Below are 25026 nucleotides of genomic sequence, written 5' to 3' on the forward strand. Positions count from 1 at the left end.
AGCCTAAACCCTCGATTTGTATATCACATCTATGCGTATTATGCAGTTACTTTAGAAACTACACCAGCGCCAACTGTACGACCGCCTTCACGGATCGCAAAACGTAGACCTGGGTCCATTGCGATTGGGTGGATAAGCTCTACTGACATTTCAACGTTGTCACCAGGCATTACCATTTCCACGCCTTCTTTAAGCGCGATCGCACCAGTTACGTCCGTAGTACGGAAGTAGAACTGTGGACGGTAACCGTTAAGGAATGGAGTATGACGACCACCTTCTTCTTTAGAAAGTACGTATACTTCTGCGTCGAATTTAGTATGCGGTTTGATCGCACCTGGTTTAGCAAGTACTTGACCACGTTGAACGTCTTCACGTTTAGTACCACGTAGAAGAACACCACAGTTCTCGCCCGCACGGCCTTCGTCAAGAAGTTTACGGAACATTTCTACGCCAGTTACAGTTGTTTTAACTGTATCTTTGATACCAACGATTTCAACTTCTTCGCCTACTTTAACGATACCAGTCTCAACACGGCCAGTTACTACTGTACCACGACCTGAGATAGAGAATACGTCTTCGATTGGCATAAGGAATGGAAGATCGATAGCACGTTCTGGTTCTGGGATGTACGTGTCAAGCGCTTCAACAAGAGCTACAACAGCGTCTTCGCCGTATTGGCTAGCGTCGCCATTAAGCGCAAGAAGAGCAGAACCACGGATAACTGGAGTGTCATCGCCTGGGAAGTCATAAGTAGAAAGAAGTTCACGAACTTCCATTTCTACTAATTCAAGAAGCTCTTCGTCGTCTACAAGGTCGCATTTGTTTAAGAATACAACGATGTATGGAACGCCTACTTGGCGAGAAAGAAGGATGTGTTCACGAGTTTGTGGCATTGGACCATCAGTCGCAGCACATACAAGGATTGCGCCGTCCATTTGAGCAGCACCAGTAATCATGTTTTTAACATAATCGGCGTGGCCCGGGCAGTCTACGTGAGCGTAGTGACGAGTTGGAGAATCGTATTCTACGTGTGAAGTATTAATTGTAATACCACGTGCTTTTTCTTCAGGTGCAGAGTCGATTGCAGCGTAGTCTTTCGCTTCGCCACCGAATTTCTTCGCACATACAGTTGCAATTGCAGCTGTTAAAGTTGTTTTACCATGGTCAACGTGACCAATTGTGCCCACGTTAACGTGTGGCTTATTACGTTCAAACTTAGCCTTAGCCATGTTTATATTCCTCGTTTACGTCGAACACAATTCTGAGCAAAACCCAGCATCGACTTGCTTGCCTAAAAAAATAGACACCCTGATACTTGAAAAGCAGACTAATAAGCCTGCTTTTGAAATCTTGTGCAACAAAGTTGCTAAACTGTAATCTGGAGCTCTTATCGAGATTTGAACTCGAGACCTCTCCCTTACCAAGGGAGTGCTCTACCACTGAGCTATAAGAGCAAATTTAGTACTTCAATGGAGCGGGAGACGAGGGTCGAACTCGCGACATGCAGCTTGGAAGGCTGCCGCTCTACCAACTGAGCTACTCCCGCACGATGTTGGTACATTCCACTTAATTGAAGTCTTAAAATTGGTGGTGAGGGAAGGATTCGAACCTTCGAAACTTTCGTAGCGGAGTTACAGTCCGCCCCCTTTGACCGCTCGGGAACCTCACCATTTTACACTTACTTCAGTGTCGTTCTTCAACCATACTCAAAATCTCTAAGATGGTGCCGGCACACGGATTCGAACTGTGGACCTACTGATTACAAGTCAGTTGCTCTACCAACTGAGCTATGCCGGCGCTTCTTAGTGTTTCGTACGTTTCGTATCGGAACGGTGTGCAGTTTAGCAAATCTTGAAATCCTTGCAAGTGTTTTTTCTAAAAAAAACGTGAAAAACTCATAAAATCAAACCATTTGATGATAATTCAACCGATTTGATCACTGCGCGAGCTTTTATTTGCGTTTCATTCCATTCAGATTCAGGATTTGAGTCATAAACCACCCCTGCTCCAGCCTGAACATAGACCTTATTTTCACGAATTACACAGGTACGAATGGCAATCGACATGTCCATTTCACCATGCCAGCCTAAATAACCAACAGCACCACCAAAAATTCCGCGTTTTACTGGCTCAACTTCGTCAATAATTTCCATCGCACGTATTTTTGGCGCGCCTGAAAGTGTTCCTGCAGGGAATGTTGCTTTAAAAACATCCAAAGCATCTACATCGTCACGTACTTCACCCTGCACATTCGACACAATATGCATCACATGCGAATAGCGTTCGATCACCATTTGATCAGTCACATGAACTTTACCAATTTTTGAAACACGACCCACATCATTTCGACCTAAATCAATCAGCATTAAATGCTCAGCGATTTCTTTTTCATCTGAAAGCAGATCTTTTTCTAAAGCCAAGTCTTCTTCTTTGGTTTTGCCACGTGGACGAGTGCCCGCCAATGGACGCACAGTAGCGACACCATTTTCTAAACGTGACAAAATTTCCGGCGAAGACCCTACAATGTGAAATGGGGTGTTATTGCCCAAGGTCTGCCCTTGTACAAGGAACAAATATGGCGAAGGATTAAGATGACGTAATGCGCGATAAACTTGTAATGGTTCGCCATCAAAGTCTGACACCATACGATGACCTGGCACCACCTGCATCACATCCCCTGCTCGGATGTAATCTTTTACTTTTTCAATGGACGCCAAAAAGTTGTCATGGCCTGTTAAAGACTCAAAGTGTGGTGCAGTGTGTTTGATGGCTTTTAAGCTGACAGGCGTCGCAAGTATATCTTCCAGTTCATCTAATTGTGCTTGTGCTTTACTATAGGCATCGGCGTCATTTGCATCCGCATGCACAATTAAAAACAGCGTGTCTTTTAAGTTATCAAACACAATCACGGTTTTAGACAGCATCATCCAAATATCTGGCAATCCAACTGGATCGTCCGCAGGTACATTTTTTAGCTTTGGTTCGATATAACGCACCGCATCATAACCAAAGTAGCCCACCAAACCACCTGTAAAGCTTGGTAAGCCCGGCAAGTCCTGTTGGGTTGGAACTTTAAACTGTGATTGAAAGTCGCGGATATATTGAAATGGATCGAGGCAGGCTTGCTCACTCAGACTGCCATCGGCAGCTTTCACAGTAAGCACACCTTCATTGCATGAAAATACAGTGGACTCGCCCAAACCAATAATCGAATAACGTGCCCAGTTTTCACCCCCCTCAACCGATTCAAACAAATAGGCTTGTTGGTGCTGTTTTAAACGCGCAAAAATAGACAGCGGTGTATCTGTATCTGCTAAACGCTGACGATACACTGGGATAAGGTTATAGCCTTGTTGAGCGAGTTGCTGAAATTGTGCTGATGTTGTCATGTGGTTTTTCTCTTTTAAATAGGGTTACTCAGTATGTAAATAAAATTGAACTGAGCGACGCCATCGAAAAACCTTACAACTATTCATTTTCTTTCCTTAGTACCCTTTGCTAAGCCAGCAGTTCACGTAAATCATCCACAATTAACTGTGGCTGACAGTCTGCTATATTTTCACCATGATTATAGCCATAGCTGACCACAATACAATCAATACCCGCACGGCGTGACGCTTCAACATCATTTGAAGAGTCTCCCACCATCAATACATGTGCCGAACTGACCTGATAATGTTCGACACAATGATTCAACTGACGTGGATGTGGTTTACGTTCTTCAAAGCGATCGCCACCAATCACATCATCAAAATAATGCAACATATCCAAAGTTTCTAAAATCGTTCGTGCCGGTTGCTCTGGTTTATTGGTCACACAGACCAAAGTTTTGCCTTGTGCTTTTGCCCAATCCAAAAACTGAAGCACCCCAACAAATGGACGGGTTTCTGCGCATGGATCAGCATTATAAATTTTTAAGAATGTTGCCAACAGTTGTTGGTGCTGTGCAGGATCCACCGTTACGGTTAAGTGCTCCAACACACTACGACAAAAAAGAGCAGTACCCTTTCCAATCCAAGCACGCACTTGTTCTTCACTCACCGCTGGAAGTTGCAATACATTGAGACTCATATTCATGGCCAGATATAAGTCGGCTGCGGAATCGACCAAGGTTCCATCCAAGTCAAATAGAAAGACTTCACGGTCTTGCAACTTCACATCAAACATAACACCCTCAATTTTTTCATTTTCATTTCAAACCATACATTTCATCTGCTTGAGATGCAATTATGGTCTATATCTTTTATATCAATACAACAAAGGCATGCGATTGCATGCCTTTAGCGTTCGCAACTTCGGGTTTATTTAAAAATAAACCATGCAACAAGCGCAAGAATAATTAACACAATCAGACTCATTAGCCCCAAAGATGCATTTTTTTGCTCAAGCTTTTCTTCTTCGGCACGTGTGATGGGTTGCTCAACAGGAATTGGTTTAGGCTCAGGCGTCACTGCACTAATATCTACACCTTCAGGAATTGGTGCAGGTTTAGGTACAGAAACATTTTGAGGCATTCCATCACGATTGAGCTGTACATTGCTATCGCGCTCACCTAGCTGTGTCATGCCCTGATCACTCAATTGCTGCGCAGCTGTTTTCACTTCTTCGACTACAGGTGCAACTGTTGGCTCAGGCTGAATACTTAACTCAGACACCGCAACAGCTTCAGCAGGTTGACGTAGTGGAGTCACTGGTGCATCTACAGAAGCTGCCACAGCAACAACCGTAAATTTAGTCGCACTGGCAAACTGCACCACATCACCTGCGTGCAATTCAACTTCTTCTGTAGCCAGACGAGTATCATTGACAAAAGTCCCGTTTGAAGAACCTAAGTCTTGCACCCATAACGCTTGTTCTTTGAGCAAAAAAGCCGCATGTTTACGTGAAATATCTGCTTGTGCCAACACAATATCTGCTGCTTGATGGCGTCCAACCAAAAGGTCACGCTCAATATTGATCTCTTGCGCCGCCAAGTCGCCACCTAGGGCTTTTATTTTCCAAGTCATGAAATTGCTTCTCTACATGATTTTTTAGCATCATAGCATGCTGAATCAAGAAAGCTTTAACACCCCTGTTAAAGTTTGATTCAGCATGTGAGCATCATGTTTATTGGTTGTTTTTGTTGGCTGGTACACCGTTTGGCACTGTAATTGTCTGACGCTTTAATGCTGGCTCTATGGCGACAGGTGTCGTTACCACTTTGGCCGCAGGTACCGTTTGTGCCACAGGAGCAGTAGGCACAGCTTGATAGGTGGTACCCGTCACATTAGATGCAAGTTTTGAAACTGGCAAACGCTGTTGATAGATATCCTCTACCTGCTCAGGCAATTTTGCAAAGCCACCATCAGCATCTAAAGCCAACTGTAAGCTATACAATTGATTATAACGTTGCTGAGTCAAACGGCGACTTTCGTTGCTATTACCAATAATGGTCGGGTGAATAAAGACCAATAAATTACGCTTTTTATTGGACTTTCCATCGGAGCGAAATAAGCGACCTAAGCCTGGAATTGCACCCAAGCCAGGAACTGCCTGCCGTAGATAAGATGTGTTATCTGAAATTAGACCACCGAGTACAATTGTTTGCCCATGCTCAGCCAAAATAGAGGTCTTTAAAGCACGTTTACTGGTCACCAAATCAGATGCTTGCCCTTTGTTGGCTTTTACATCTGAAACTTCTTGCTCCACCTCTAAACGAACAGAGCCACCTTCGCCAATGTGTGGCACCACCTTTAAGGTCACACCCACATCTTTACGTTCGATTGTTGTATAGGGATTGGCTGTACCCGCTGAGCTGGTAGACACTGAGCCTGTGACGAAAGGTACGTTTTCACCGACCACAATATAGGCTTCTTCATTGTCCATCGTCACAATTGAAGGTGTAGATAACAAATTGGATTTGGTGTTTTCTTTTAAGGCTTGGATCATTGCACCATAAAGCTTACGTGAGCCATCACTGCCTTCTTTATAATCACCTAAGACCAAGGACGTCCCTGCACTCACCGCACTGGCCGCTCCCAAAGCACCATTTGCTACCGCACCTGCTGCAATCTGACCTAAGCTAGAGCCAATATTATCGAAGTTAATAATACCAATACCGCTACTAATATCCCCCAATGCCCACTGTACGCCGAGTTGATCTGCATCATTGCCTTCAACTTCAATAATCGCCGCTTCAATCAACACTTGCTGACGGCGTGTATCTAGTTGCTGAATCGCAGATTCAATTTCACGCATTAACTGAGGATCAGCCTTCACTACCAATGCGTTCTGAGTTGCATCGGCAATAATACTAATGCCATTACCGTTAAACGTAGTGATATTATTTTGGTTAGCGCTACTGTTATTCGAATTTAAATTAATACTCGAACCCGTATTATTATTTGAGCCATTATTCGACGTTGAATTGTTATTCATTAAACTATTCATGGTCGAATTGGTATTTGAAGAAGATGATCCTTTAGACGAATCTGTCGATGAGACTGCTTGCCCCGTGACTAAGCCTTGTAAAATCTCTGCCAAGTTTTTTGCGCTGGCATATTTTAAACGGAAAACTTTTAAGCCACCCAAACGATCTGCAGATGGCACATCCAACATTTCAATCATTTGGCGGATACGTTTACGCGATGCCGTATCACCTTTAATCACGATTCGATTGGTTCGATTATCCGCAATAATACGCACACGTGCGCCTTTCAAATCTTTGGCTGCACCTGTAGAGCTCATAGAGTCTAATAAGCCGATCATTTCTTCTGCTTGGCTCGACTGTAAGGTCACCGCTTCAATGTCATTTTGACCCGTACCATCAAGGTTACGAATAATCGTTTCCAGCTGATAAATATTACTTGCACGATCTGAAATAATTAAAGCATTGGTCCCTGCAACTCCAGACAAATGCGCAAACTGTGGCATGAGTGGGCGTAGTGCAGGAATCAAATCATTGGCATTGGTATTATCCAGCCAAATCACACGCGTTACGATTTGATCTCCCGTCGCACGATGGCGTGCATCATAAGGAACACCTGAGCTTTTCACATTACTGTCTGGCACCAATTTAATGGTATTGCCTGACGGAATGGCAACCACACCATTGACATTCAATACGCCTAAAAAGAGATCATAAACCTCACTTTTATTCAGTGGCTTATTTGAAATGACCGTGACATTGCCTCGAACCCGTGGGTCTACGGCAAAGTTTTTACCTGTAATGTCTGCAACTTCGTTAATAAATGCAGTTAAGTCTGCATCACGTAAATTAATTTTCCATGTCTGTGCATAGCTGGCAGTGCTGACCATAGCCACCAGCGGCGCCAAAGCATAGGCGGCCAATATTGGACGATTATTATTGAATAAAGCCATAACTACTCGTGTTTCCTAACCTGCTTTAGTGATCACACATCACTTCAAATCCTGTTGTACGGTTACCACTTGATCACCGCGTTTTATTTCGAGCTTGACCTGACCCTCACGTCGAGCTTGTTCTAATAATTGTGCTTCTGTTCGCCCTTGCCCAACCGTTTGACCATTGAGCGACATAATACGGTCGCCAGGTTGCAAACCAAGTTTATTGCGTAGCCCTACGGGTGTACGCGCTGTAACTTCATAACCACTGCCATTTGCCGACGACCCAATTCCCATATCTTGTAAATACTGATCACGGTTTTCTTGTATCTGTTGTACTGCTTGGCCTATGGCACTACTGGGCTGTGTATTTTGTGTATTGGCGGGTGCAGATGCACCTGTATTGCTATTTGATGCATTGGGATTAAGTTCTGGAACAATCGGTTGATCTAAACCATTTTCCATACCTTTAAACTTGAGTTCACGCACTGCGCCACTGTTGTTTCTTAAAATCACACGATCCCAATACACTTCAGACAAACTATAGTTGGAACCTAAAATCATCTCACCCACGCGATAACGATCGGCAACTTCATTGACCTTAATCACGGCTGAAGAGAATTGGCTTGGATAACCTTGTACTACACCTTGCAAACTCATATTTAACTGCTGATCCGCTGCAGATGTATTGGCAGCTTCTTGAAAAAGTGCGAATGAGCTGATATTGGGTACTTGAGCTTGCTGTGAACCCAATTCCACCCGCTCGATTTGCATGACTTGGGGTGGCGCTAATAGCAACCAAAGTAAAGCTGCTAACTTCCAACATAAAATTAAAATCGCGATGGCCAGTACCACAGGTGCGATACGATCTGCTTGCTTTAAATCCAGTTGTTTAATTTTATCCATCCACGCACTCATTACATGCCACCTCGTATCAATGGCTGACGTGAGCTCACTACATAAGTATCTAAGCCAGCTTTTCCATCATAAGAAGCAACATTCATTAATAAGCGCTGTGTCAATTGCACATCCAGCATTAGGCTGGCATCCAATTGCAAATTCATCATTTTTTGTTCACGTTGATCACGCACATCGATGAGCAACTTACCTTGTTCATCTGAGAGCTTAGCCATTAAAGACGGAATCGTCATTCGGTCTTGTCGTTGTGCATAGGTATAAATTAACTCACCACCCGCCCATTGCAATTGACCTTCTGCCTGCGTAAAACCTTGGCTTGGATGGTATCGAACCGCAACATCTTTTAATTGAATAGCATTCACGGGCCACTGCCAATCGGCTAAACTTTTGAGTGTTTCTGGCGCAATCTGCCCATTCATATCTTGAACATGTAGCGTTTTACCTAAGCCATAGCCTAGCACTGCATCAAGCTTGGTATTGCCACTATGAATTTCAACATTTGCACCCAAGCGCAGTAAAATTAAATCCCAAGGCCGAGTTTTCCAACTGACTGACCCTGTTAACTGATCTTTTTTCCAATCTGCCTGCCCACGCCAAATATTGCCACTGACGTTATGAAGGGTCTGATTATTTTTATAAAATTTTGAAAAAATCCATGCTGCTGGTACTTGCAACAGGATAAAAATAAAAAAACTAATGACAGCAAAGATCAACCATCTGATTTGCTTTGGTTTCTTGCTCATCCTGCCCCAACTGAAATTATCATTTTTCTTCCATGAAACTCGCATTCTTTATAGACACATTATGCACACTTTTTCCACAACGCCAATTCATAGGGATAAAAAAACCAAGCAAAAATGCTTGGTTTTTTATCTTAGCGTCCAATCATGACGATGCCATGACCAATTGCCTCGAAGTTTGCGTCAACTTAGATAATAAAATCTTCTAACTTCGCACCTTTTTCAAGTTCTGCAACCAACCAACGAGGTTGTTTACCACGACCTGTCCAAGTGTCTTCTTGATTTGCTTTGCTACGGTAACGTGGCTCTACTGATTTACGCACAGTTTTTTTACGTTTGCTTGCACCAAATTCTAAAATTTGTTCAATCGTTAAACCTACATTTTCTGCGATTTCTAGGATTTGATTATAGGCATCTTCAACTGCTTGATCTTTTTTAGAGGCAATTAAAGCTTCCGCTTCAACCTGTAGTCGTTTTAATTCTTCTACAGATAAATTACTGATGTCTGGCATTACATTAACTCCGAGTTTCATTTTATTTTGTTTTGTAAAACACGCCAATCATATTTATATTACAATTAATATTCAATAAAAATAAAAATAAAAAACATGTTTTCACTAATCTTCACAAAATATATATACCTCGAATTTAAATGATATTAGAAACACTTAATTCTATTTCTTTCATTTTTAAACGTACGCGCTCTGGAATTGCTGTTTTCTTCATATTGATTTTATCTACACAAACAATGACTGCCTCTCCTTGAGCAATAACTGCTTGTTGCTTTTCACTCCATAAAACATAACTCATTCTTAATGCACTATTTCGGAGCTCTTCAATACGTGTGGCCACACTTAATGTATCGGGATAAAATACAGGTTTTAAATATTGACACTGACTGGAAGCCACAACTGTAAATACATCGGTCGAAAATATATCTAAAGCATCAAAATATAGAATTCGCGCGCTTTCCATATAACGATAATAAACCGTATTATTTACATGACCAAAAGCATCCATATCCCCCCATGCAACAGCTTGCTTGAGAATAATTGGATAATGCTTGATTAAATCCATTTATAAATTCCTTTAAATTTTAATTTTTACAAAATTCGCATTATTTTCAAAAATAAGATTTAACTGTTGCACTAAATCTTCTTGACCTTGCAACAACGATTTAATTCGCAAATAACTCATCAACACATCATCTGGATATAACTGCAACAGTGCTTCAGCATCTTGAATACACCCTGTGGCCATATACACATGCCATTTTGCAAAACTTAATACCGGTAAGGCAGGATAACGACTTTCCCAAAGTGTAATTTGCTGCTCAGCTCGCTGATAGTCTGGGTTTTGACACAATAGCTGCTGCTCAAACCACAAATAGAACACCTCTTGATTAAATTGCTCTCCAAGCAAGTGTTCTGCAAGCTGTTGATGCTGCATACCCAGTTCAGGCAAACGGGCTAAAATTTTTAACCAAAGCACTTTAATATCATAAGGGCGCACTTCAATTTGTTCGCTTAAATCTAGATAGCGCTGTTGCAAACGTTGTAAATCAGCAACAGAGGCTTGATCAAATGCCTTTAGCAACTGCTTTAACCAGACCTGCTTTGCGGTTTCATCTAAGTGACCGTAGCGCGTAGAATGTAAATATAACCACGGAAACTGCGCAGCAAACTGCCCCCACAAGCTAATTAAACGTTGCTCATACGCTTCTTTAACGTTATTTAACCAAGGGGATAATTCATGTTGATTTAAAAATTCGAGATGTGTGAGTGCTTGCTCACCATCATGCTTTGACAAAAAAATCTCAATACGCTGTTGTTCAGCTAGCTCAAATGCCATCGGATTTGCTTCATTTAAAGCAATTAAGGCTTCGTTATATTGTTGACGCATCCAATATAAACGCGCACTAATAATCCCTTTTAATAAACCTGATTGACTGAACACTTGTTGAATAAAGTTTTGCTGATCAGGACCTGCATTTAATAACCAAACCACTGCCAATTGCTCATAGGGATGCAATTGATTAAAACTAAAAACAGTTTCAATTTTACGTTGCTCACGGCTTAAATAACGTTTTACGGTTAACCAAAGCATTTGAACAATAAAGCTTAATAAAATTAAACAGAAAATTAAAACCCACAGATTGGTTTGTATTTGCCATTCACGCCAATATAAATAAACATAGCCAGCACCATAACCATAGCTCAACAAACTAAATAATGCGGTACATAATAAGCCGACAAAGAGATAGGCTAAAATGATCTGCTTCATATTGGCTTATCCGATTAAAGTTCGTGTATTTAATACAGGTGCAGTAAATACAGGGGATTGTTTTAGTTGATGTATACGCTGAATAAAATGCTGGGTGTTGATATCTGGAAGTTGTTTTAAACTCTTTTCAATCGATGTCAACTCAATTTGAAAGGCTTGATATTGCCCTTTCTGTAAAAGTTGCTGTGCATTTAATAAGCGCAATTGGGCTTCTTTTAAAACCAATGAACGTTGCATTAAAACCGCACTTGGTCGATCGACAGATTCAATTTGAATCCAACGCTTTAAAAATGACTGATCTTGTTGTTCTGGCAAACCAATATGTTGTTTTTGGATTTCTTTAGCCAATTCCGCATCCAATTGCTGGAGCAGATTCACCGTCTTTTGGTTTTGTGCATTCCGTGCATGTACAAATTGCACAATATTGCCCCGATCTTTTTCAATCACCTGATGCAAACTGACTTTCAAAGCAGGTGCCAAAGTATAGCTTTCTAAGTTCTGATCCAATTTCATCAGCTTATCTAAAGCCAAAGTATATTGTTGTTGCTGTAAGGCAAACTCAATGTAATCCAACTGCATTGCAATGAGCTTGCTTGGCGCCATCTGCTCAACTGGAATCGGATCGACTTGTGCACTTGGAGCAACATTTGTGGTCAATGGCTCGCCTATTTGTCGTTTTAATGCCGCCATTTGATCATTTAAGCTGGCATTGCGTTGTTCTAATTGGCTTTGATGCTGTTGCGCCTGTTGCTGCTGCCCTTGCAACAGGTAAACGTCATAACTTAACTTCAGCAACCATAATGCCAGTACAACCACCAACAAGATAGACAGTTTCTTCATGTATTCCCTTGCACAGCATGAAGCTGTTTTAAAATAGTATCCTGTTTTAAATCTTCGAGCTGTATCACCTGATACCCCAATTGATGCTCATGACAAGATTGCTCGACCAGATGAGTCACTCGCTCAGCCAGAACAAAACAATATATTGAGATCTGTCCAAGCGAATAGTGCTGTGCTAATCGTAGCCAATTACGCCAACTGGCCTCACTACTCACCAGTAATATACAAAGCGAAGCCTCACGAATGAACACCAAATTTTCTTGCAAGCTTTGCTCTGTAGAGGTTGGGCAATAGCGTCGATACAACACAAAATTGAGAACTTGAATTCCTTGTGTAGCTAAAGTATCCATCATAAATTGACGGCCACCTTCTCCACGCCAAAACGCAATCCGCGCCGTTCGACCAAGTCGTTGTAGCACAGGTAAACGTAGCATGCCTTCCGAGGTTTCAACTTCGGGCACTTGGCTTTCGAAGCCATATTGCAATAGTGCTTGTGCTGTTGCTTGCCCGACCGCAATCCACTGAATATTGTGTAAATCTTCAGGCTTGCCACCAGCTTGAGCCAAGGCCTGCATGCCAAATTCCACCGCTGCTGGACTCACCACAACAATCACCTGCACTTCGTTTATTTGGGCAAATAAAGTCGCAAGTGATTCAGACCACGGCATCGCATCAAGTGCTAGCAAAGGAAGTTCTAATACAGTTAATCCCTCAGCTTGTAATGCTGACGTCAGCTGCTGAGCGCGATCTGCTGGTCGAGTGTTAATAAACAACATGGCGTGAAGGATAAAACGTGCTTAGTACAAGGCTTTCAATAAATCGCCAGCACCTTGCTCCAGCAAATCTTTGGCTAAGGCCACACCTAGTGCTTCTGCATCTGTCGTTGCGCCTTGTTGGGTTGCTTGTAGTAGCGTTAAGCCATCAACACTACCGACACGCCCTTCAATGTGCAATCCATCCTGTTGCAAGGTTGCATAACCTGCGATTGGCACCTGACAACCACCTTCCAAATACGCATTAAAAGCGCGTTCCGCACGTACGCAGGCATTGGTTTCGTCATGCATTAAAGGCAAGATATAATCCAATACTGTGCTGTCTGCTTCACGGCATTCTAGGCCCAATGCACCTTGGCCCACAGCAGGCAAACTTAAGTCAGCGTCTAAGCTATGACGAATGCGATCAGCCAAACCAAGGCGTTTTAAACCTGCGCTGGCCAAAATAATCGCATCATATAGCCCTGCATCAAGTTTAGATAAACGTGTGCCCACATTGCCACGCAAATCAATAATTTCGAGGTCTGGACGGCTTTTTAAAATCTGACATTTACGGCGCAAGCTTGATGTGCCCACCTTAGCGCCCTGAGGCAAGTCTGCAAAGCTTGCATAAGTATTTGAGACAAAAGCATCGAGCGGATCTTCACGCTCACAAATTACTGCCAGCGTTAAACCCTCAGGTAATGCCATTGGCACATCCTTCATGGAGTGTACGGCTAAATCTGCACGACCATCTAATAAAGCGGCTTCAAGTTCTTTAACAAATAAACCTTTACCACCAATTTTAGCCAAGGGTGTGTCTAAAATTTTGTCACCCTGAGTTACAAATGTAACCAACTCCACCTGCAAACCTTGGTGCAGGGCTTCGAGACGAGCTTTAATGTGCTCCGCTTGCCAAAGTGCAAGCGGGCTTTGTCGTGTTGCAATCTTCAGGGTTTTCATAACATTCAAATAACAGTCAATATGAACACATTCTAAACTTAACTGTCTTACATTGAAATGCAATATCTTTAAGGCACAAATACGCGATTAAAGATTATAGTTTTTGTATGCGCTCTCTTAAACTGGGTAAATGTCGGCGACTCACGGCCAAGCGCTCTTCCAGTTCACGACAACGTACTTGATATTGCCCCGAACTTACCACTTCTAAGCCATCTAAATAACTCACTGACACCAAAGCATTACGATGGATTCTAATGAATTGGTCCCCAAATTCGAGTTCTAAATCCTTCAGTGTTTCATCAATCAAAACACTGCCATTTTTATGTCTTACCGTGACATATTTTTGATCCGCCAAAAAATAGTAAATATTTTCTACAGGCACCAATTCCATACCACGATAAGTCTTTGCCGCAATCTGATGACGGCTGATTTTAAGTTCTTCCATATTTTCTTTTTGTTTTATACCGCTCATTTGAGCTTGAGTGAGTTTAACGAGATGATCTAAAACTTGTTGCAATTCCTGTTGCATCACGGGTTTAAGCAAATATCCCTCGGCATTGGATTTAAATGCATCCAGTGCATGGTGATCATAGGCCGTACAAAATACAATGGCTGGCATTGGATCCAGCTCACGTAAATGTTGTGCGCAAACCAAACCATCCATTTCAGGCATTTGAATATCTAATAAGATGACATCGGGTTCTAGGCTTTGTGCCAAATCAATCGCCTGTTGACCATGCGATGCTGTTGCCACAACTTGATGTCCCATCTGTGTGACCAAACGTGATAATCGCTCTACTGCCAGAGACTCATCATCACATATCAGGATGTCCATTTCTCCTCCTTACACAGTTCACTTTATTTATTTTTATAAGTGCGCGGTGCTGTTTTTTACTTATATTGATATTGTACAACGGTTGTAAACATTTCTTTTCCTGCATACGTTTGAAATGTCACTTGCGGTCCATAATAGGCCTTTAAGCGCTGATGTACATTTTCAACTGCAATACCATGTCCTTGGCGTAACTTTATTTTATCCTGAACAAAAGGATTAGTAATGACGATATTGACTTGATTTTGCGAAATTTCAATCAATATGCTTATCGTACTCTTTGTTAGAATTTTTTCAACTCCATGAAAAATACTATTTTCCACTAAAGGTTGTAAAGTTAGCAGTGGAATTTGTACGCGATCGTACATTTCTGGATTTACCAGTTTCCATTCCACACTCAAACGCTCACCTAAGCGAATTTGTTCAATGGCCAAATAACGCTGACACAACTCTACCTCGTCTTTTAGGCTCACCAATTTGAGTTCTTGAAAACTGGCCCGAAATAAGCGCGATAAATTCAACAACATTTGTTCAGCTTTATCGGGATCAATCGCAATTAAGCTAATGACGCTGTTCAGACTATTAAATAAAAAATGTGGATGAATACGCGCTTGCATCGCCTGAATTCGCGCATTCAACTCACTGTTTTGTTTACGCGCCCAAAGTTCTCTTAAATAAATATAACGAAAACAAATCGTTCCTAAAAGCACACCAAAACTTAAATGCATCAACACACCATCCCACACATGCATTGCACTCAAGCCAGCCAGACTCAGGTTTTCACCAAAATAGATTAGGCTATTGATACTCAAGGTCGTCAACAACACCAAGACTTGTAGCAGTAAAAAGCCCAAAAACAACTTAAATTGTAGTTTTAATGGCGACAACCTCGCCTCAAAATATTCTGTTAAAGCAGCAAAAGCCAATAAAATCCAATTAATAAATAGTACATATTGCATGGTATGGGTAAAGCTCAAATTCTCCCAAGCTCTGGCCTGTGCCAAGGCCAATACCAAGGCCAAAATATTGCCCGCCCACAACAATTCCAGTAAATACTTCCCTCGACCAAAACGCGTTGCGAAGTAACTTAAGGTCGTGGTTCTTGACCGCTCACGAAAAGTTTGCAGGTCAGCTTCGGCAATGGGCGTTGAATTTGCTATACTCTTTTTAGTTCTACCGCTTTTTATCTTATTGAGCCGACATGACCACATCTTCTAATTCCTCTAATCCGTCACAAGCCCAAACTTCGGGTATGTGGGGCGGCCGTTTCGCTGAAGCAACCGATGCTTTTGTAGCTGAATTTACAGCATCTGTTCAATTTGACCAACGCTTTTATAAACAAGATATTGCAGGCTCTATTGCCCATGCAACTATGCTTGCAAAAGTTGGCGTTTTAACAGAACAAGAACGTGATGACATCATCACGGGCTTAACTGCAATTAAAGCAGATATTGAAGCTGGCAACTTCGAGTGGCGCATTGACCTAGAAGATGTGCACATGAACATTGAGTCACGTTTGACTCAGCGTATTGGCATCACAGGCAAAAAATTACATACGGGTCGTAGCCGTAACGACCAAGTGGCAACAGACATCCGCTTATATGTGCGTGATGAAATTGATGCTATTTTAGAATTATTGCAAAAATTGCAAAAAGGTATTTTGGGCTTAGCCGCTAAAAACACCAACACGATTATGCCGGGCTTTACACACTTACAAACTGCACAGCCAGTGACTTTTGGTCACCACTTAATGGCGTGGTTTGAAATGTTAGTACGTGACTCTGAGCGCTTAATTGACTGCCGTAAACGTACTAACCGTATGCCATTGGGCTCAGCGGCTCTTGCAGGTACAACCTACCCAATCGACCGTGCATATACAGCTGAGCTTCTAGGCTTTGAAGCTGTTGCTGAAAACTCACTCGATGCTGTATCTGACCGTGACTTTGGCATTGAATTTAATGCTACTGCATCACTCATCATGATGCATTTATCTCGTATGTCAGAAGAAATGATCCTTTGGACATCTGCACAATTTAAATTTGTGAATATTCCAGACCGCTTCTGCACAGGTTCATCAATCATGCCGCAGAAGAAAAACCCGGATGTACCTGAACTCATTCGTGGTAAAACTGGCCGTGTATATGGCGACCTCATGAGCTTATTAACGCTGATGAAAGGCCAACCATTGGCATACAACAAAGACAACCAAGAAGACAAAGAACCATTATTTGATGCAATCGATACGGTTCGTGGTTCACTCATGGCATTTGCTGACATGATTCCTGCATTGGTTCCAAACATTGAAATCATGCGTGAAGCTGCCCTTCGTGGTTTCTCTACAGCGACAGATCTTGCAGACTACCTCGTGAAAAACGGCGTAGCATTCCGTGACGCACATGAAATTGTGGGTAAAGCGGTTGCGCTTGGCGTGCAAGAAAGCAAAGACTTGTCTGAATTAACACTTGAGCAATTACAACAGTTCTCAGATTTGATTCAAGCAGACGTATTTGAAAAAGCATTAACGCTTGAAGCTTCTGTGAATGCGCGTAACCATATTGGTGGTACGGCGCCTGCACAAGTTGAAGCGGCTATTGCACGTGCTTACACACGTTTAGAAGCACTTTACGCTTAATCGCCTTATATAAACTTTGGAGTATTGATATGTCTCGACAAATTTTTTGCCGTAAATATCAGGCTGAAATGGAAGGCTTAGACTTCGCACCTTTCCCAGGTGCAAAAGGCCAAGAACTTTTTGACACCGTGTCTAAACAGGCATGGGGCGAATGGTTAAAACACCAAACAACGCTCATCAATGAAAAGCGTTTAAATGTGTTTGAACCAGATGCGAAAAAGTTCCTTGAAGAACAGCGCGAAAAATTCTTCAGCAATGATGAATCACTTGAAAAAGCCGAAGGGCTGAAGCCTGAAGAAAAATAAGGCATTGCCTTATTTTTCTGCAAGACAAGCGAAGCGCGTAGTTTCAAATGTCAAAAAGGAGTCCGCGAAGGCTCCTTTTTTAATGCTCCGCCACGCCACAAGACGAGAAGCCATGCTTCGAGTGGAAAAATTAAAGCACTGCTTTTCTTTTTTACGCAAGACAAGGACGAAGTCCGCGTAGGCTTTAATTCAAAAAGAATCTCCAATTTTGGGGATTCTTTTTTTAATGCTCTAAAAATTACGTAAGACAAACGAAGCGCGTAGTTTCAAATGTCAAAAAAGGAGTCCGCAAAGACCCCTTTTTTTATTTATAAAATTGCTTTACCACGGACCAACACCTGAGCGAGCAAAGCGTTCATCTACCAACGCTTAAAATAAAGCCTGAAATAAAAACAAAATGAACAACAATTATTCATACACCAGAAATACTTCAAGCACGCGGCTTTGTATCAAAATAATTTAATGTAAACATGCAGATACACAACCCACATAAAACTCAACATTACACTACAAGAAGCCACATGATTCCTATCAGGTGAGTGCCTATAATGGCACTTAAGGATAGAGAGACAAACTCTTTTTCTATAACCACAAATATCCCCGATTTTTATTCCCAGTCTACCCCCAAAGTCTGGGAATTTTTTTATCTGCTTTTTGCATAATCTACACTATGCCCGATCCAACCAAGAGTGCCCTAAAACAAAAAAGCCCCTCATTGAGGAGCTTTATTTATTTTTAAATCTTGTGTTCAATCACGGTTGCTTTAGATACGGCCATGCAGCTTTCAAATAAATAAACATCGACCATAAAGTTAAGATCACAGCCATATATAACAAGCCATAACCCAACATTTCAAGCGGTTGCCAGTTTAATAAAAACACGGTAATCGCAATCATTTGAAAAGCAGTTTTATACTTACCCACCGTAGATACAGCCACACTGGTACGTGCACCTAACTCGGCCATCCACTCACGTAAAGCCGACACGGTAATTTCGCGTGAGATAATCACAATTGCAGCAAAAGCCATGGAAATCGTAGGTTGCCATTGCACTAAAACAATTAGCGCGGCGGCCACCATCAACTTATCTGCAACAGGATCTAGAAAGCGACCAAATGCCGATGTCTGATTCAAAGTACGCGCCAAATAACCATCAAACCAATCGGTTACTGCAGCGACAACAAAAATACCCGTCAACAAAATATGACGCGACATACTTGCATCATGGCCTTCTACGCCCATTGCTGGTGGCCAATACGCTACCGCAAGAAAGACTGGAATTAGCCCAATTCGCGCTAAAGTTAAAATATTTGGAATATTCAGGATTCGACCTGCTGCCATAGACACCGCCAGTGTTTACCCCCGTCATGCACGATGTAAATGCACAATTCTCTGAGGATTTATCCATCATTATTAATAGCGTTCACTTTATACGAAATGCCCAACAGTGTCACTAGGCAAAGACCGTCACCACCTGTCGCGAGATTGCAATCAGACGGCCAGCACTGTCCCAAAGCTGCGCCTGTTCTGTGGCATAACCATGTGCAGCATAGTCTGTAAAGACTTTATATTTCAACCAATCATGCAGATTTGACTGCAATGGATGCACACAGGTCAATTGCCATGTAAGTGAGCTGGCTGGCGCCATAGTCTTAAACATTGGCAACACACCAGGTGGCCACATATCAAACGCAGCCATCAAATCCGCCGTTTGTAATGCTCGATTTTCATGCAATGCAGGATCAAAGCGAAACCAGCCACCAAAGTCTGGCTTCGGACTTGCAGTACATGGATATTGCCCTTCTGCCCAAATCATTTGCATTTGTTTAAAGCATTCAGGTGCCAGCGGATGATGCTGTGCAATTTGAAGCTGTTCCACTGCAGGATACTCTGGCGCAGGCTCTTCATGATGAACGACTATGCTTGAATCACGTAGCACGCCAAAACTCGCAAGCAAAATTGTTTGTACGGCGTCATCTTGCCATAGACGCACTTCAATGGTGGTCACCGACTTGCCTTGTCGCAAGATTTCTGCGCTTAACTTTACTTTGGCCAATTGCACTGGCCCCACAAAAGTAACACTGGCACTCAATAAGCCTTTGCTTTCATCTGCAATGGTCGCAATGGCTTTATGCATCAGTATACTTGCAACCAATCCACCATAAATGGTCCGTCCCTGTAACCATCCTTCTGGTATATCAACCCATTCAGATTGATCAATTTGTGCGTACATTTGCGTTAACGACATGGGGCATCCTTTCTAAAGCACTTAGTCTGTATAGTTATGCAAGTTTGAACTGATGTGAATGATCATTGACCCATGCGTCATTGAGCACTTTGGCCAAGACTATGTCATTTCATTTGTTACCTCAGCCATTCAAACAGCAGAATCTAAAGTGCCTCATGCAATATTTTATAAATTGTTCGCGCCATCACATCCCCCAAACCAGGCACCAGTTTTAGATCATTTTCAGAGGCTTTTAACACGCCTTGAATGCCTCCAAAATGCGTGAGCAAGTCACGGCGACGTTTTGGTCCTAAGCCGGGAATTGCCTCAAGTACCGATGAACTCCGTTTTTTATCGCGTTTGGCGCGATGCTTGGTAATCGCAAAACGATGTGCCTCATCACGTACCTGCTGAATTAAATGCAACGCTTTATGGTCTTCGGGCAATTGAATTTTGGTGCCATCGGTAAAATGCAGGGTTTCTAAGCCGGGCTTACGACCTTCGCCTTTAGAGACACCCACCATAAAAGCATCGAGCTCAAGCTCCTGCATGACTTCCATCGCCATGTGTAGCTGCCCTTTGCCGCCATCAATCAGCAGCAGATCAGGAAGCATGGCTTTTTTGTAGCGTCTGGTCAGCGCCTGACGCATGGCCGCATAATCATCGCCTTCAGTAATATCGTTTATAGAAAACTGACGATAATCGCGCTTACGTGCGCCACCTGAATCAAAGACCACACAGGAGGCCACGGTCTCCTCCCCCATGGTATGAGAAATATCAAAACATTCGATGCGATCGATCGGACGCCCTACCACCTGTTCTAACTGATGGAAACGCTCATTGAGCTCAAAATGATTGGCCAGCTTGCCTTTAATCGCATGCTGTACATTCATTTGCGCCAGTTCGAGCCATTCAGCTCGGGTTTCACGTACATTGTGCTTAATATGAATTTTTTGCTCAAATTGCTGTTGTAGTGCCTCTTCCAACTCTTTACGGTTGGCAGGTTCAACACTCACAATCAGCTCAGTCGGCACTTCATTTGCCACTTGGAAATAAAAGTTAGCCATAAAATCAGACAGCATTTGTGCCAAATCATCGCCCAACATGTCGGGGAAATAGCTCTTACCACCCAGCATTTTACCGTTGCGCACATGCATGATCTGCACGCAAGTGACACCAGCATGGTAGGCAATCGCCAATATATCCGCTTCGCCCTTCACTTTATAAATCGCTTGCTGCGACTGCACATCTCGTAGCAAGGCCATACGGTCACGGTAGAACACTGCCTTTTCAAACTCTAGCGCTTCAGCAGCTGTTTCCATTTTTTGAATCAGCTCCTGATTCAGTTCTTTGGTGTCACCTTGCAAGAAACGAATCGAGTTATTGACGTCTTCTTTATAGTCTTCAGGGGAAATTAGGCCTACACATGGCGCAGAACAGCGTTTAATTTGGTATTGCAAACAAGGTCGCTTACGCTGTGAAAAATAGCTATTTTCACACTGGCGCACATTAAATAGTTTCTGCAATACCACCAGCGTATCGCGGGCATTGTAGGCACTCGGATAAGGGCCAAAAAACTTGCCTGTTTGATGTTTGCCTTTGCCACGACCTGAGGCAATACGCGGGTATGGCTTATCACTGGAAATAAAAATATACACATAGGATTTATCATCACGCAGCATAATGTTATACGGCGGACGATGCAGCTTTATCAGATTTTGCTCGAGTAATAACGCCTCGGTTTCCGAACGAACCACCAGCGTTTCAATATCATAAATCCGTGCGACCAAAGCCTGTGTTTTCGGGTGCTCAATAGTTTTGACAAAGTAGCTCGATACGCGGTTTTTTAGATTTTTAGCCTTACCGACATACAGCAACTCGCCATCTTTACCCAACATACGATACACGCCGGGCAAAGTGGTCATATTGGCTAAAATCGTTTCGATATTTTCACGCGCGTTTTCGTTCACAGGCATCCTGTTTAAAAATGGATTTGCACACTTAAAATATAGCTCAAATTCCAAATTTCAACTGAGCGGATCGACCCATTTTTTAATTCGAAGTTTCTTCGACTATATCTGGCTCAGTTATATCATCTGACTAAGCAGTGTTCATTTGACTTCCTTGTAGATAAAATCGCTAAGCCATCTCCAGTGACGGCATTCATTTTGAGCCATTCCCATTTAAGGCTTCATTAACTTTTTTATGTTTTGAAAACGAATCACTAAATGCTGTAAATGCCGTTTCATTCATAAAATCACAAGCAAGCTGATCTGACACTTGTATCAAACTTTCATTTTTAAAATGATAGAAACCCCAATATATATCTCCCTCTATTTCAAGTTTGATATTCGCCAATGCACTCTCACCCTCTTGGCGTTGAAACTCAATCCATGTGACATTATTCCACACACCGCTCCGAACGATGTCCTGTGTATCCTCCACATGGGGAGCAATCTGTTCAGGATAAAATTCAATATACTCGTGGCTGCTTGAAGCCGACTGTTTTTGCCAACAAACCGAACCTTGCGGGAAAGTATCCGTTGCCTCATAACCAATACCGTAAATTATAGCCATAATTTGAGCAGTAGTGCCTAGACGATGGATAGGGTTGTTGGAATCATCAGTGATTGGACGTCCAGACACATCCAGTTTTTTATATTTCCAAGACAGAATGAAAGGAATGTTTTGCCTGTCGCTGCTCAAACTATAGCTTAGTTCATCATGCTTAAAACTTGCGCTCGAGCCCACCCAATATTTATAGCGTTCTATATGTTTAGATTTTTCTAAAAATAAATGATCCGGTGTAATGATTTGCCTTAAGACTTCAGTCTTAAAAATCGGTAAATCACTGTAATTAATATATAAATTTTTATTTTCATCAAAACTATATATTTTTCCATTTACATAAGGTGTTACGAATGTTGATTCTGCATCAACAGCGCCCGTAAATCTGTCTACGGCATATAAATTATCAGGAACCACAGCCTCTTGGTCTTGATCATTACCGCCACATGAAGCCAACATAAAGGCAAGAATGGCAGACATTATTGTTTTTTTTCATGGCGCTATACCGTATCCATTTGTTTTAAATTATTAAACTTTGGCTAAATTTCACACACAAACACAATAAAAGCCAGTTATTTCTATGTTTTCAACAATCATCTGATTGCTAAAAACTATCAGTGCAAAAACTGAAATTTGCTATGCTCCCTTGCATGACTGACCGAAGGATTCTTCAGAATGAGCAATGCCAATCATGTTTTCCATGCTGTGCACCCCACACTCTCTACACACAGCGCTTCAGAAAAAAACCGCTTGATTGGCAAACCACGTTTTCATTTTGAGCCTCAAGTGGTCATGCAAAAGTTGCGCGAACGCATTATTGGGCAGGATGCCGCATTAAATGAAATAGAAAAAATGCTGCATGTGGTTAAAGCGGATTTCTCCAGCCCAGACCGTCCTTTAGCAGTCACCTTAATGCTCGGCCCGACTGGTGTGGGTAAAACCGAAACCGTTCGTCTCATTGCCGAAGCCATTTACGGTCGCCCAGATGCCTTTTGCCGCATTGATATGAACACTTTAGCGCAAGAACATTACGCTGCCGCCCTGACAGGTGCGCCTCCGGGTTATGTCGGCTCTAAAGAAGGCCATAGCCTATTTGATGAAACGGCAATTGCGGGCAGCCATACCCGCCCAGGCATTATGCTGTTTGATGAATTGGAAAAAGCCTCAAATGAAGTGATCCGCGGGCTCATGAACGTACTGGATACAGGCCGTTTAACGCTAACAGCTGGAACAAAAACCATTGATTTCCGTAACTGCATGATCTTTATGACCAGTAATGTGGGTGCTCAAGCCGCACAGCAATATTTAGATAAGCTGAATTTTTTACCTAAAAAAATGCAGGACATTTGCCTCAAACGTGTGCCGACACAAACCATCATTGAAAAAGTCATGCAACGTAAGTTTGATCCAGAATTTTTAAACCGTATTGATCGTAGCTTGCACTATTTACCTGTACAAGATGATGCTTTACCCAAACTGGTCGATATTGAACTGGAAAAATTAAATCTACGCTTACAACATCAAAAACGTCGTGTGAACTTAACAGATGCAGCCAAAGCGCATTTTTATCAAGGGCATGACATTCGTTATGGTGCACGCCATTTAGGACGTAAAATGCGTACAGAGCTTGAGCCTATTTTGGCAGTGTATTTTTTAAATCACCCCGAGCACATGGACTTAACTCTAGATACACACCAAGGCGTGCTGTGTATTGCAACACAGCAAAATACTTCAAGCAGCTCAAAAGAAGCATCTATTCAAGCTTAGCCCCCAAACTGGCTTTAAATAAGGCGATTTTACGTGGCGAGATTAAAATAAATTTTTGCTTGCCCTCTTGAGCATAATCAATACGTAGGCGCTGAAAAGACAATGCAGGTGCAACTGTTGAAAAGTCAGTGTCTTTGACATGCTGTATGCTTTCTAAAGGGATATGCCATGTCAAAAACATGCATTTCACCACCAATTCTTTGGCTTGGAGCTGATAACGTGTACTCCATAAAGGCCACCATAACACCACAATCGTGAGCGCATAAACTGTAGCAAATAACCAATTCTGTTGCAGACTGCCTTTGGCCAACATATTGAGGAGTAACTGTAGCAACAAACCGCTCATAGCAATAACAAAGCCCCATACCCACCAATCGACTTTTGAATGAAATGTCTGTGTCTGCATCGTTGAATTTCCTCTTCTTTATTGCATTCTATACAAAAGACAAAATGAAAAAATCAAAATGATGGGAAACTTAAGTGTAGCCCTGAACTTAAAACCCTATGCTGGCGATGTAATTCTCTTTGCCACACTGTCGACAGCATCACAAAAATTGAGCCAATTGACCTTTTTGACTCGACCGACACTGTTTGTTCTCTTGAAAAATTAGACTAATTCCTCATATACATAAGCGTGATAAAACTAAAAATATGAGTCGAAACAAAAGTTTCTTCGCATCATGACCTGCTGAATTAAGCCTTAAACACACGGGATGCAAGTTTAAAGACTAAAAAATTTGATGACCCTTGCGTCACGGCTTGATACAACTTGTTATGTTCTTTTTGGATATAGTTATCGTAAGATTGGCGAAGCAGAAATGTGCGCAGGAATGGCGCTCACGCTTCACAACATCAACTT

23 protein-coding genes and 4 tRNA genes are annotated in these 25026 nt (G+C 42.2%); 3 read left to right on the forward strand and 24 right to left on the reverse strand.

Annotation, left to right across the window (positions count from 1 at the left end; translation table 11 throughout):
* Positions 1 to 38 precede the first annotated feature (38 nt).
* The 19 genes from tuf to C9E88_RS14990 form a co-directional block, all read right to left on the reverse strand.
* On the reverse strand, positions 39 to 1229 hold the full coding sequence (tuf, locus tag C9E88_RS14900) for an elongation factor Tu (protein WP_137287908.1): 1191 nt from the start codon (positions 1227 to 1229) through the stop codon (positions 39 to 41).
* Positions 1230 to 1379: 150 nt separating this feature from the next.
* A tRNA-Thr gene (locus C9E88_RS14905) sits at positions 1380 to 1454 on the reverse strand.
* A gap of 16 nt (positions 1455 to 1470) precedes the next feature.
* Positions 1471 to 1546, reverse strand: a tRNA-Gly gene (locus tag C9E88_RS14910).
* Positions 1547 to 1585: 39 nt separating this feature from the next.
* A tRNA-Tyr gene (locus C9E88_RS14915) sits at positions 1586 to 1669 on the reverse strand.
* Positions 1670 to 1721: 52 nt separating this feature from the next.
* Positions 1722 to 1797 (reverse strand) — tRNA-Thr (locus C9E88_RS14920).
* A 98-nt stretch (positions 1798 to 1895) separates the two neighbouring features.
* Entirely contained in the window at positions 1896 to 3389 is a 1494-nt protein-coding gene (trpE, locus tag C9E88_RS14925; protein WP_106984292.1) for an anthranilate synthase component I, read from the reverse strand.
* A 109-nt stretch (positions 3390 to 3498) separates the two neighbouring features.
* Complete coding sequence (locus tag C9E88_RS14930; protein WP_106984291.1) at positions 3499 to 4167, reverse strand: phosphoglycolate phosphatase; 669 nt, start codon at positions 4165 to 4167, stop codon at positions 3499 to 3501.
* A gap of 134 nt (positions 4168 to 4301) precedes the next feature.
* Positions 4302 to 5006: an FHA domain-containing protein gene (locus C9E88_RS14935; protein WP_106984290.1), complete on the reverse strand. Its 705-nt coding sequence runs from the start codon at positions 5004 to 5006 to the stop codon at positions 4302 to 4304.
* Positions 5007 to 5106: 100 nt separating this feature from the next.
* Positions 5107 to 7359 carry a type II secretion system secretin GspD gene (gene gspD, locus C9E88_RS14940; protein ID WP_106984289.1) on the reverse strand — a complete coding sequence of 751 codons (2253 nt, stop codon included), beginning with the start codon at positions 7357 to 7359 and terminating at the stop codon, positions 5107 to 5109.
* Between the two features lie 39 nt (positions 7360 to 7398).
* Positions 7399 to 8259 carry a type II secretion system protein N gene (locus C9E88_RS14945; protein ID WP_106984288.1) on the reverse strand — a complete coding sequence of 287 codons (861 nt, stop codon included), beginning with the start codon at positions 8257 to 8259 and terminating at the stop codon, positions 7399 to 7401.
* Positions 8259 to 9002 carry a type II secretion system protein N gene (gspN, locus tag C9E88_RS14950; protein WP_106984287.1) on the reverse strand — a complete coding sequence of 248 codons (744 nt, stop codon included), beginning with the start codon at positions 9000 to 9002 and terminating at the stop codon, positions 8259 to 8261. The genes C9E88_RS14945 and gspN overlap by 1 nt, the downstream gene beginning before the upstream one ends.
* 185 nt (positions 9003 to 9187) lie before the next feature.
* Positions 9188 to 9511, reverse strand: a complete 324-nt coding sequence (locus C9E88_RS14955) for an H-NS histone family protein (RefSeq protein WP_106984309.1) — start codon at positions 9509 to 9511, stop codon at positions 9188 to 9190.
* A gap of 136 nt (positions 9512 to 9647) precedes the next feature.
* Positions 9648 to 10076, reverse strand: a complete 429-nt coding sequence (locus C9E88_RS14960) for an acyl-CoA thioesterase (RefSeq protein ID WP_106984286.1) — start codon at positions 10074 to 10076, stop codon at positions 9648 to 9650.
* Positions 10077 to 10088: 12 nt separating this feature from the next.
* On the reverse strand, positions 10089 to 11282 hold the full coding sequence (locus C9E88_RS14965) for a hypothetical protein (protein ID WP_106984285.1): 1194 nt from the start codon (positions 11280 to 11282) through the stop codon (positions 10089 to 10091).
* A 6-nt stretch (positions 11283 to 11288) separates the two neighbouring features.
* Entirely contained in the window at positions 11289 to 12122 is an 834-nt protein-coding gene (locus tag C9E88_RS14970; RefSeq protein ID WP_106984284.1) for a hypothetical protein, read from the reverse strand.
* Positions 12119 to 12898 carry a uroporphyrinogen-III synthase gene (locus C9E88_RS14975; protein ID WP_106984283.1) on the reverse strand — a complete coding sequence of 260 codons (780 nt, stop codon included), beginning with the start codon at positions 12896 to 12898 and terminating at the stop codon, positions 12119 to 12121. The genes C9E88_RS14970 and C9E88_RS14975 overlap by 4 nt, the downstream gene beginning before the upstream one ends.
* 21 nt (positions 12899 to 12919) lie before the next feature.
* Positions 12920 to 13837 (reverse strand): hydroxymethylbilane synthase, encoded by a 918-nt coding sequence (gene hemC / locus C9E88_RS14980; RefSeq protein ID WP_106984282.1) that lies wholly within the window; start codon positions 13835 to 13837, stop codon positions 12920 to 12922.
* A 94-nt stretch (positions 13838 to 13931) separates the two neighbouring features.
* Positions 13932 to 14672 carry a LytR/AlgR family response regulator transcription factor gene (locus C9E88_RS14985; protein ID WP_106984281.1) on the reverse strand — a complete coding sequence of 247 codons (741 nt, stop codon included), beginning with the start codon at positions 14670 to 14672 and terminating at the stop codon, positions 13932 to 13934.
* A gap of 56 nt (positions 14673 to 14728) precedes the next feature.
* Positions 14729 to 15880, reverse strand: coding sequence for a sensor histidine kinase (locus C9E88_RS14990; RefSeq protein ID WP_106984280.1), 1152 nt, complete (start codon positions 15878 to 15880; stop codon positions 14729 to 14731).
* Between C9E88_RS14990 and argH the strand changes: the two genes are divergently transcribed.
* Positions 15871 to 17301 (forward strand): argininosuccinate lyase, encoded by a 1431-nt coding sequence (gene argH, locus C9E88_RS14995; RefSeq protein WP_106984279.1) that lies wholly within the window; start codon positions 15871 to 15873, stop codon positions 17299 to 17301. The two genes, C9E88_RS14990 and argH, sit on opposite strands and share 10 nt — an antisense overlap.
* A gap of 29 nt (positions 17302 to 17330) precedes the next feature.
* Positions 17331 to 17606, forward strand: a complete 276-nt coding sequence (locus C9E88_RS15000) for an oxidative damage protection protein (RefSeq protein WP_106984278.1) — start codon at positions 17331 to 17333, stop codon at positions 17604 to 17606.
* A 752-nt stretch (positions 17607 to 18358) separates the two neighbouring features.
* Here the strand turns inward: C9E88_RS15000 and pgsA are convergent.
* From pgsA to C9E88_RS15020, 4 genes are all read right to left on the reverse strand, one after another.
* A complete protein-coding gene (pgsA, locus tag C9E88_RS15005; protein ID WP_106984277.1) occupies positions 18359 to 18946 on the reverse strand; it encodes a CDP-diacylglycerol--glycerol-3-phosphate 3-phosphatidyltransferase in 588 nt (195 codons plus the stop codon).
* Between the two features lie 112 nt (positions 18947 to 19058).
* Entirely contained in the window at positions 19059 to 19853 is a 795-nt protein-coding gene (locus C9E88_RS15010) for a thioesterase family protein (RefSeq protein ID WP_106984276.1), read from the reverse strand.
* A 143-nt stretch (positions 19854 to 19996) separates the two neighbouring features.
* On the reverse strand, positions 19997 to 21802 hold the full coding sequence (gene uvrC / locus C9E88_RS15015; protein ID WP_106984308.1) for an excinuclease ABC subunit UvrC: 1806 nt from the start codon (positions 21800 to 21802) through the stop codon (positions 19997 to 19999).
* A 193-nt stretch (positions 21803 to 21995) separates the two neighbouring features.
* Positions 21996 to 22880, reverse strand: a complete 885-nt coding sequence (locus C9E88_RS15020) for a hypothetical protein (RefSeq protein WP_106984275.1) — start codon at positions 22878 to 22880, stop codon at positions 21996 to 21998.
* Positions 22881 to 23075: 195 nt separating this feature from the next.
* Here C9E88_RS15020 and C9E88_RS15025 point away from each other — a divergent pair, with 195 nt between their 5' ends.
* Positions 23076 to 24167 carry an AAA family ATPase gene (locus C9E88_RS15025; protein WP_106984274.1) on the forward strand — a complete coding sequence of 364 codons (1092 nt, stop codon included), beginning with the start codon at positions 23076 to 23078 and terminating at the stop codon, positions 24165 to 24167.
* Here the strand turns inward: C9E88_RS15025 and C9E88_RS15030 are convergent.
* A complete protein-coding gene (locus C9E88_RS15030; RefSeq protein WP_106984273.1) occupies positions 24154 to 24573 on the reverse strand; it encodes a PH domain-containing protein in 420 nt (139 codons plus the stop codon). The genes C9E88_RS15025 and C9E88_RS15030 overlap by 14 nt on opposite strands.
* Positions 24574 to 25026: the final 453 nt, after the last annotated feature.

Source organism: Acinetobacter cumulans, assembly GCF_003024525.3.
GTDB lineage: Bacteria > Pseudomonadota > Gammaproteobacteria > Pseudomonadales > Moraxellaceae > Acinetobacter > Acinetobacter cumulans.

Coding starts and splice junctions, on each gene's coding strand:
- C9E88_RS15030 (WP_106984273.1), bottom strand. CDS start 24,573: ATGCAGACACAGACATTTCATTCAAAAGTCGATTGGTGGGTATGGGGC.
- C9E88_RS15010 (WP_106984276.1), bottom strand. CDS start 19,853: ATGTCGTTAACGCAAATGTACGCACAAATTGATCAATCTGAATGGGTT.
- C9E88_RS14960 (WP_106984286.1), bottom strand. CDS start 10,076: ATGGATTTAATCAAGCATTATCCAATTATTCTCAAGCAAGCTGTTGCA.
- trpE (WP_106984292.1), bottom strand. CDS start 3,389: ATGACAACATCAGCACAATTTCAGCAACTCGCTCAACAAGGCTATAAC.
- argH (WP_106984279.1), top strand. CDS start 15,871: ATGACCACATCTTCTAATTCCTCTAATCCGTCACAAGCCCAAACTTCG.
- hemC (WP_106984282.1), bottom strand. CDS start 13,837: ATGAAAACCCTGAAGATTGCAACACGACAAAGCCCGCTTGCACTTTGG.
- C9E88_RS15000 (WP_106984278.1), top strand. CDS start 17,331: ATGTCTCGACAAATTTTTTGCCGTAAATATCAGGCTGAAATGGAAGGC.
- C9E88_RS14955 (WP_106984309.1), bottom strand. CDS start 9,511: ATGCCAGACATCAGTAATTTATCTGTAGAAGAATTAAAACGACTACAG.
- gspN (WP_106984287.1), bottom strand. CDS start 9,002: ATGAGCAAGAAACCAAAGCAAATCAGATGGTTGATCTTTGCTGTCATT.
- C9E88_RS14990 (WP_106984280.1), bottom strand. CDS start 15,880: ATGTGGTCATGTCGGCTCAATAAGATAAAAAGCGGTAGAACTAAAAAG.
- gspD (WP_106984289.1), bottom strand. CDS start 7,359: ATGGCTTTATTCAATAATAATCGTCCAATATTGGCCGCCTATGCTTTG.
- C9E88_RS14930 (WP_106984291.1), bottom strand. CDS start 4,167: ATGTTTGATGTGAAGTTGCAAGACCGTGAAGTCTTTCTATTTGACTTG.
- C9E88_RS14985 (WP_106984281.1), bottom strand. CDS start 14,672: ATGGACATCCTGATATGTGATGATGAGTCTCTGGCAGTAGAGCGATTA.
- C9E88_RS14945 (WP_106984288.1), bottom strand. CDS start 8,259: ATGAGTGCGTGGATGGATAAAATTAAACAACTGGATTTAAAGCAAGCA.
- C9E88_RS14970 (WP_106984284.1), bottom strand. CDS start 12,122: ATGAAGAAACTGTCTATCTTGTTGGTGGTTGTACTGGCATTATGGTTG.
- pgsA (WP_106984277.1), bottom strand. CDS start 18,946: ATGGCAGCAGGTCGAATCCTGAATATTCCAAATATTTTAACTTTAGCG.
- C9E88_RS14975 (WP_106984283.1), bottom strand. CDS start 12,898: ATGTTGTTTATTAACACTCGACCAGCAGATCGCGCTCAGCAGCTGACG.
- C9E88_RS14965 (WP_106984285.1), bottom strand. CDS start 11,282: ATGAAGCAGATCATTTTAGCCTATCTCTTTGTCGGCTTATTATGTACC.
- C9E88_RS14935 (WP_106984290.1), bottom strand. CDS start 5,006: ATGACTTGGAAAATAAAAGCCCTAGGTGGCGACTTGGCGGCGCAAGAG.
- C9E88_RS15025 (WP_106984274.1), top strand. CDS start 23,076: ATGAGCAATGCCAATCATGTTTTCCATGCTGTGCACCCCACACTCTCT.
- tuf (WP_137287908.1), bottom strand. CDS start 1,229: ATGGCTAAGGCTAAGTTTGAACGTAATAAGCCACACGTTAACGTGGGC.
- C9E88_RS15020 (WP_106984275.1), bottom strand. CDS start 22,880: ATGTCTGCCATTCTTGCCTTTATGTTGGCTTCATGTGGCGGTAATGAT.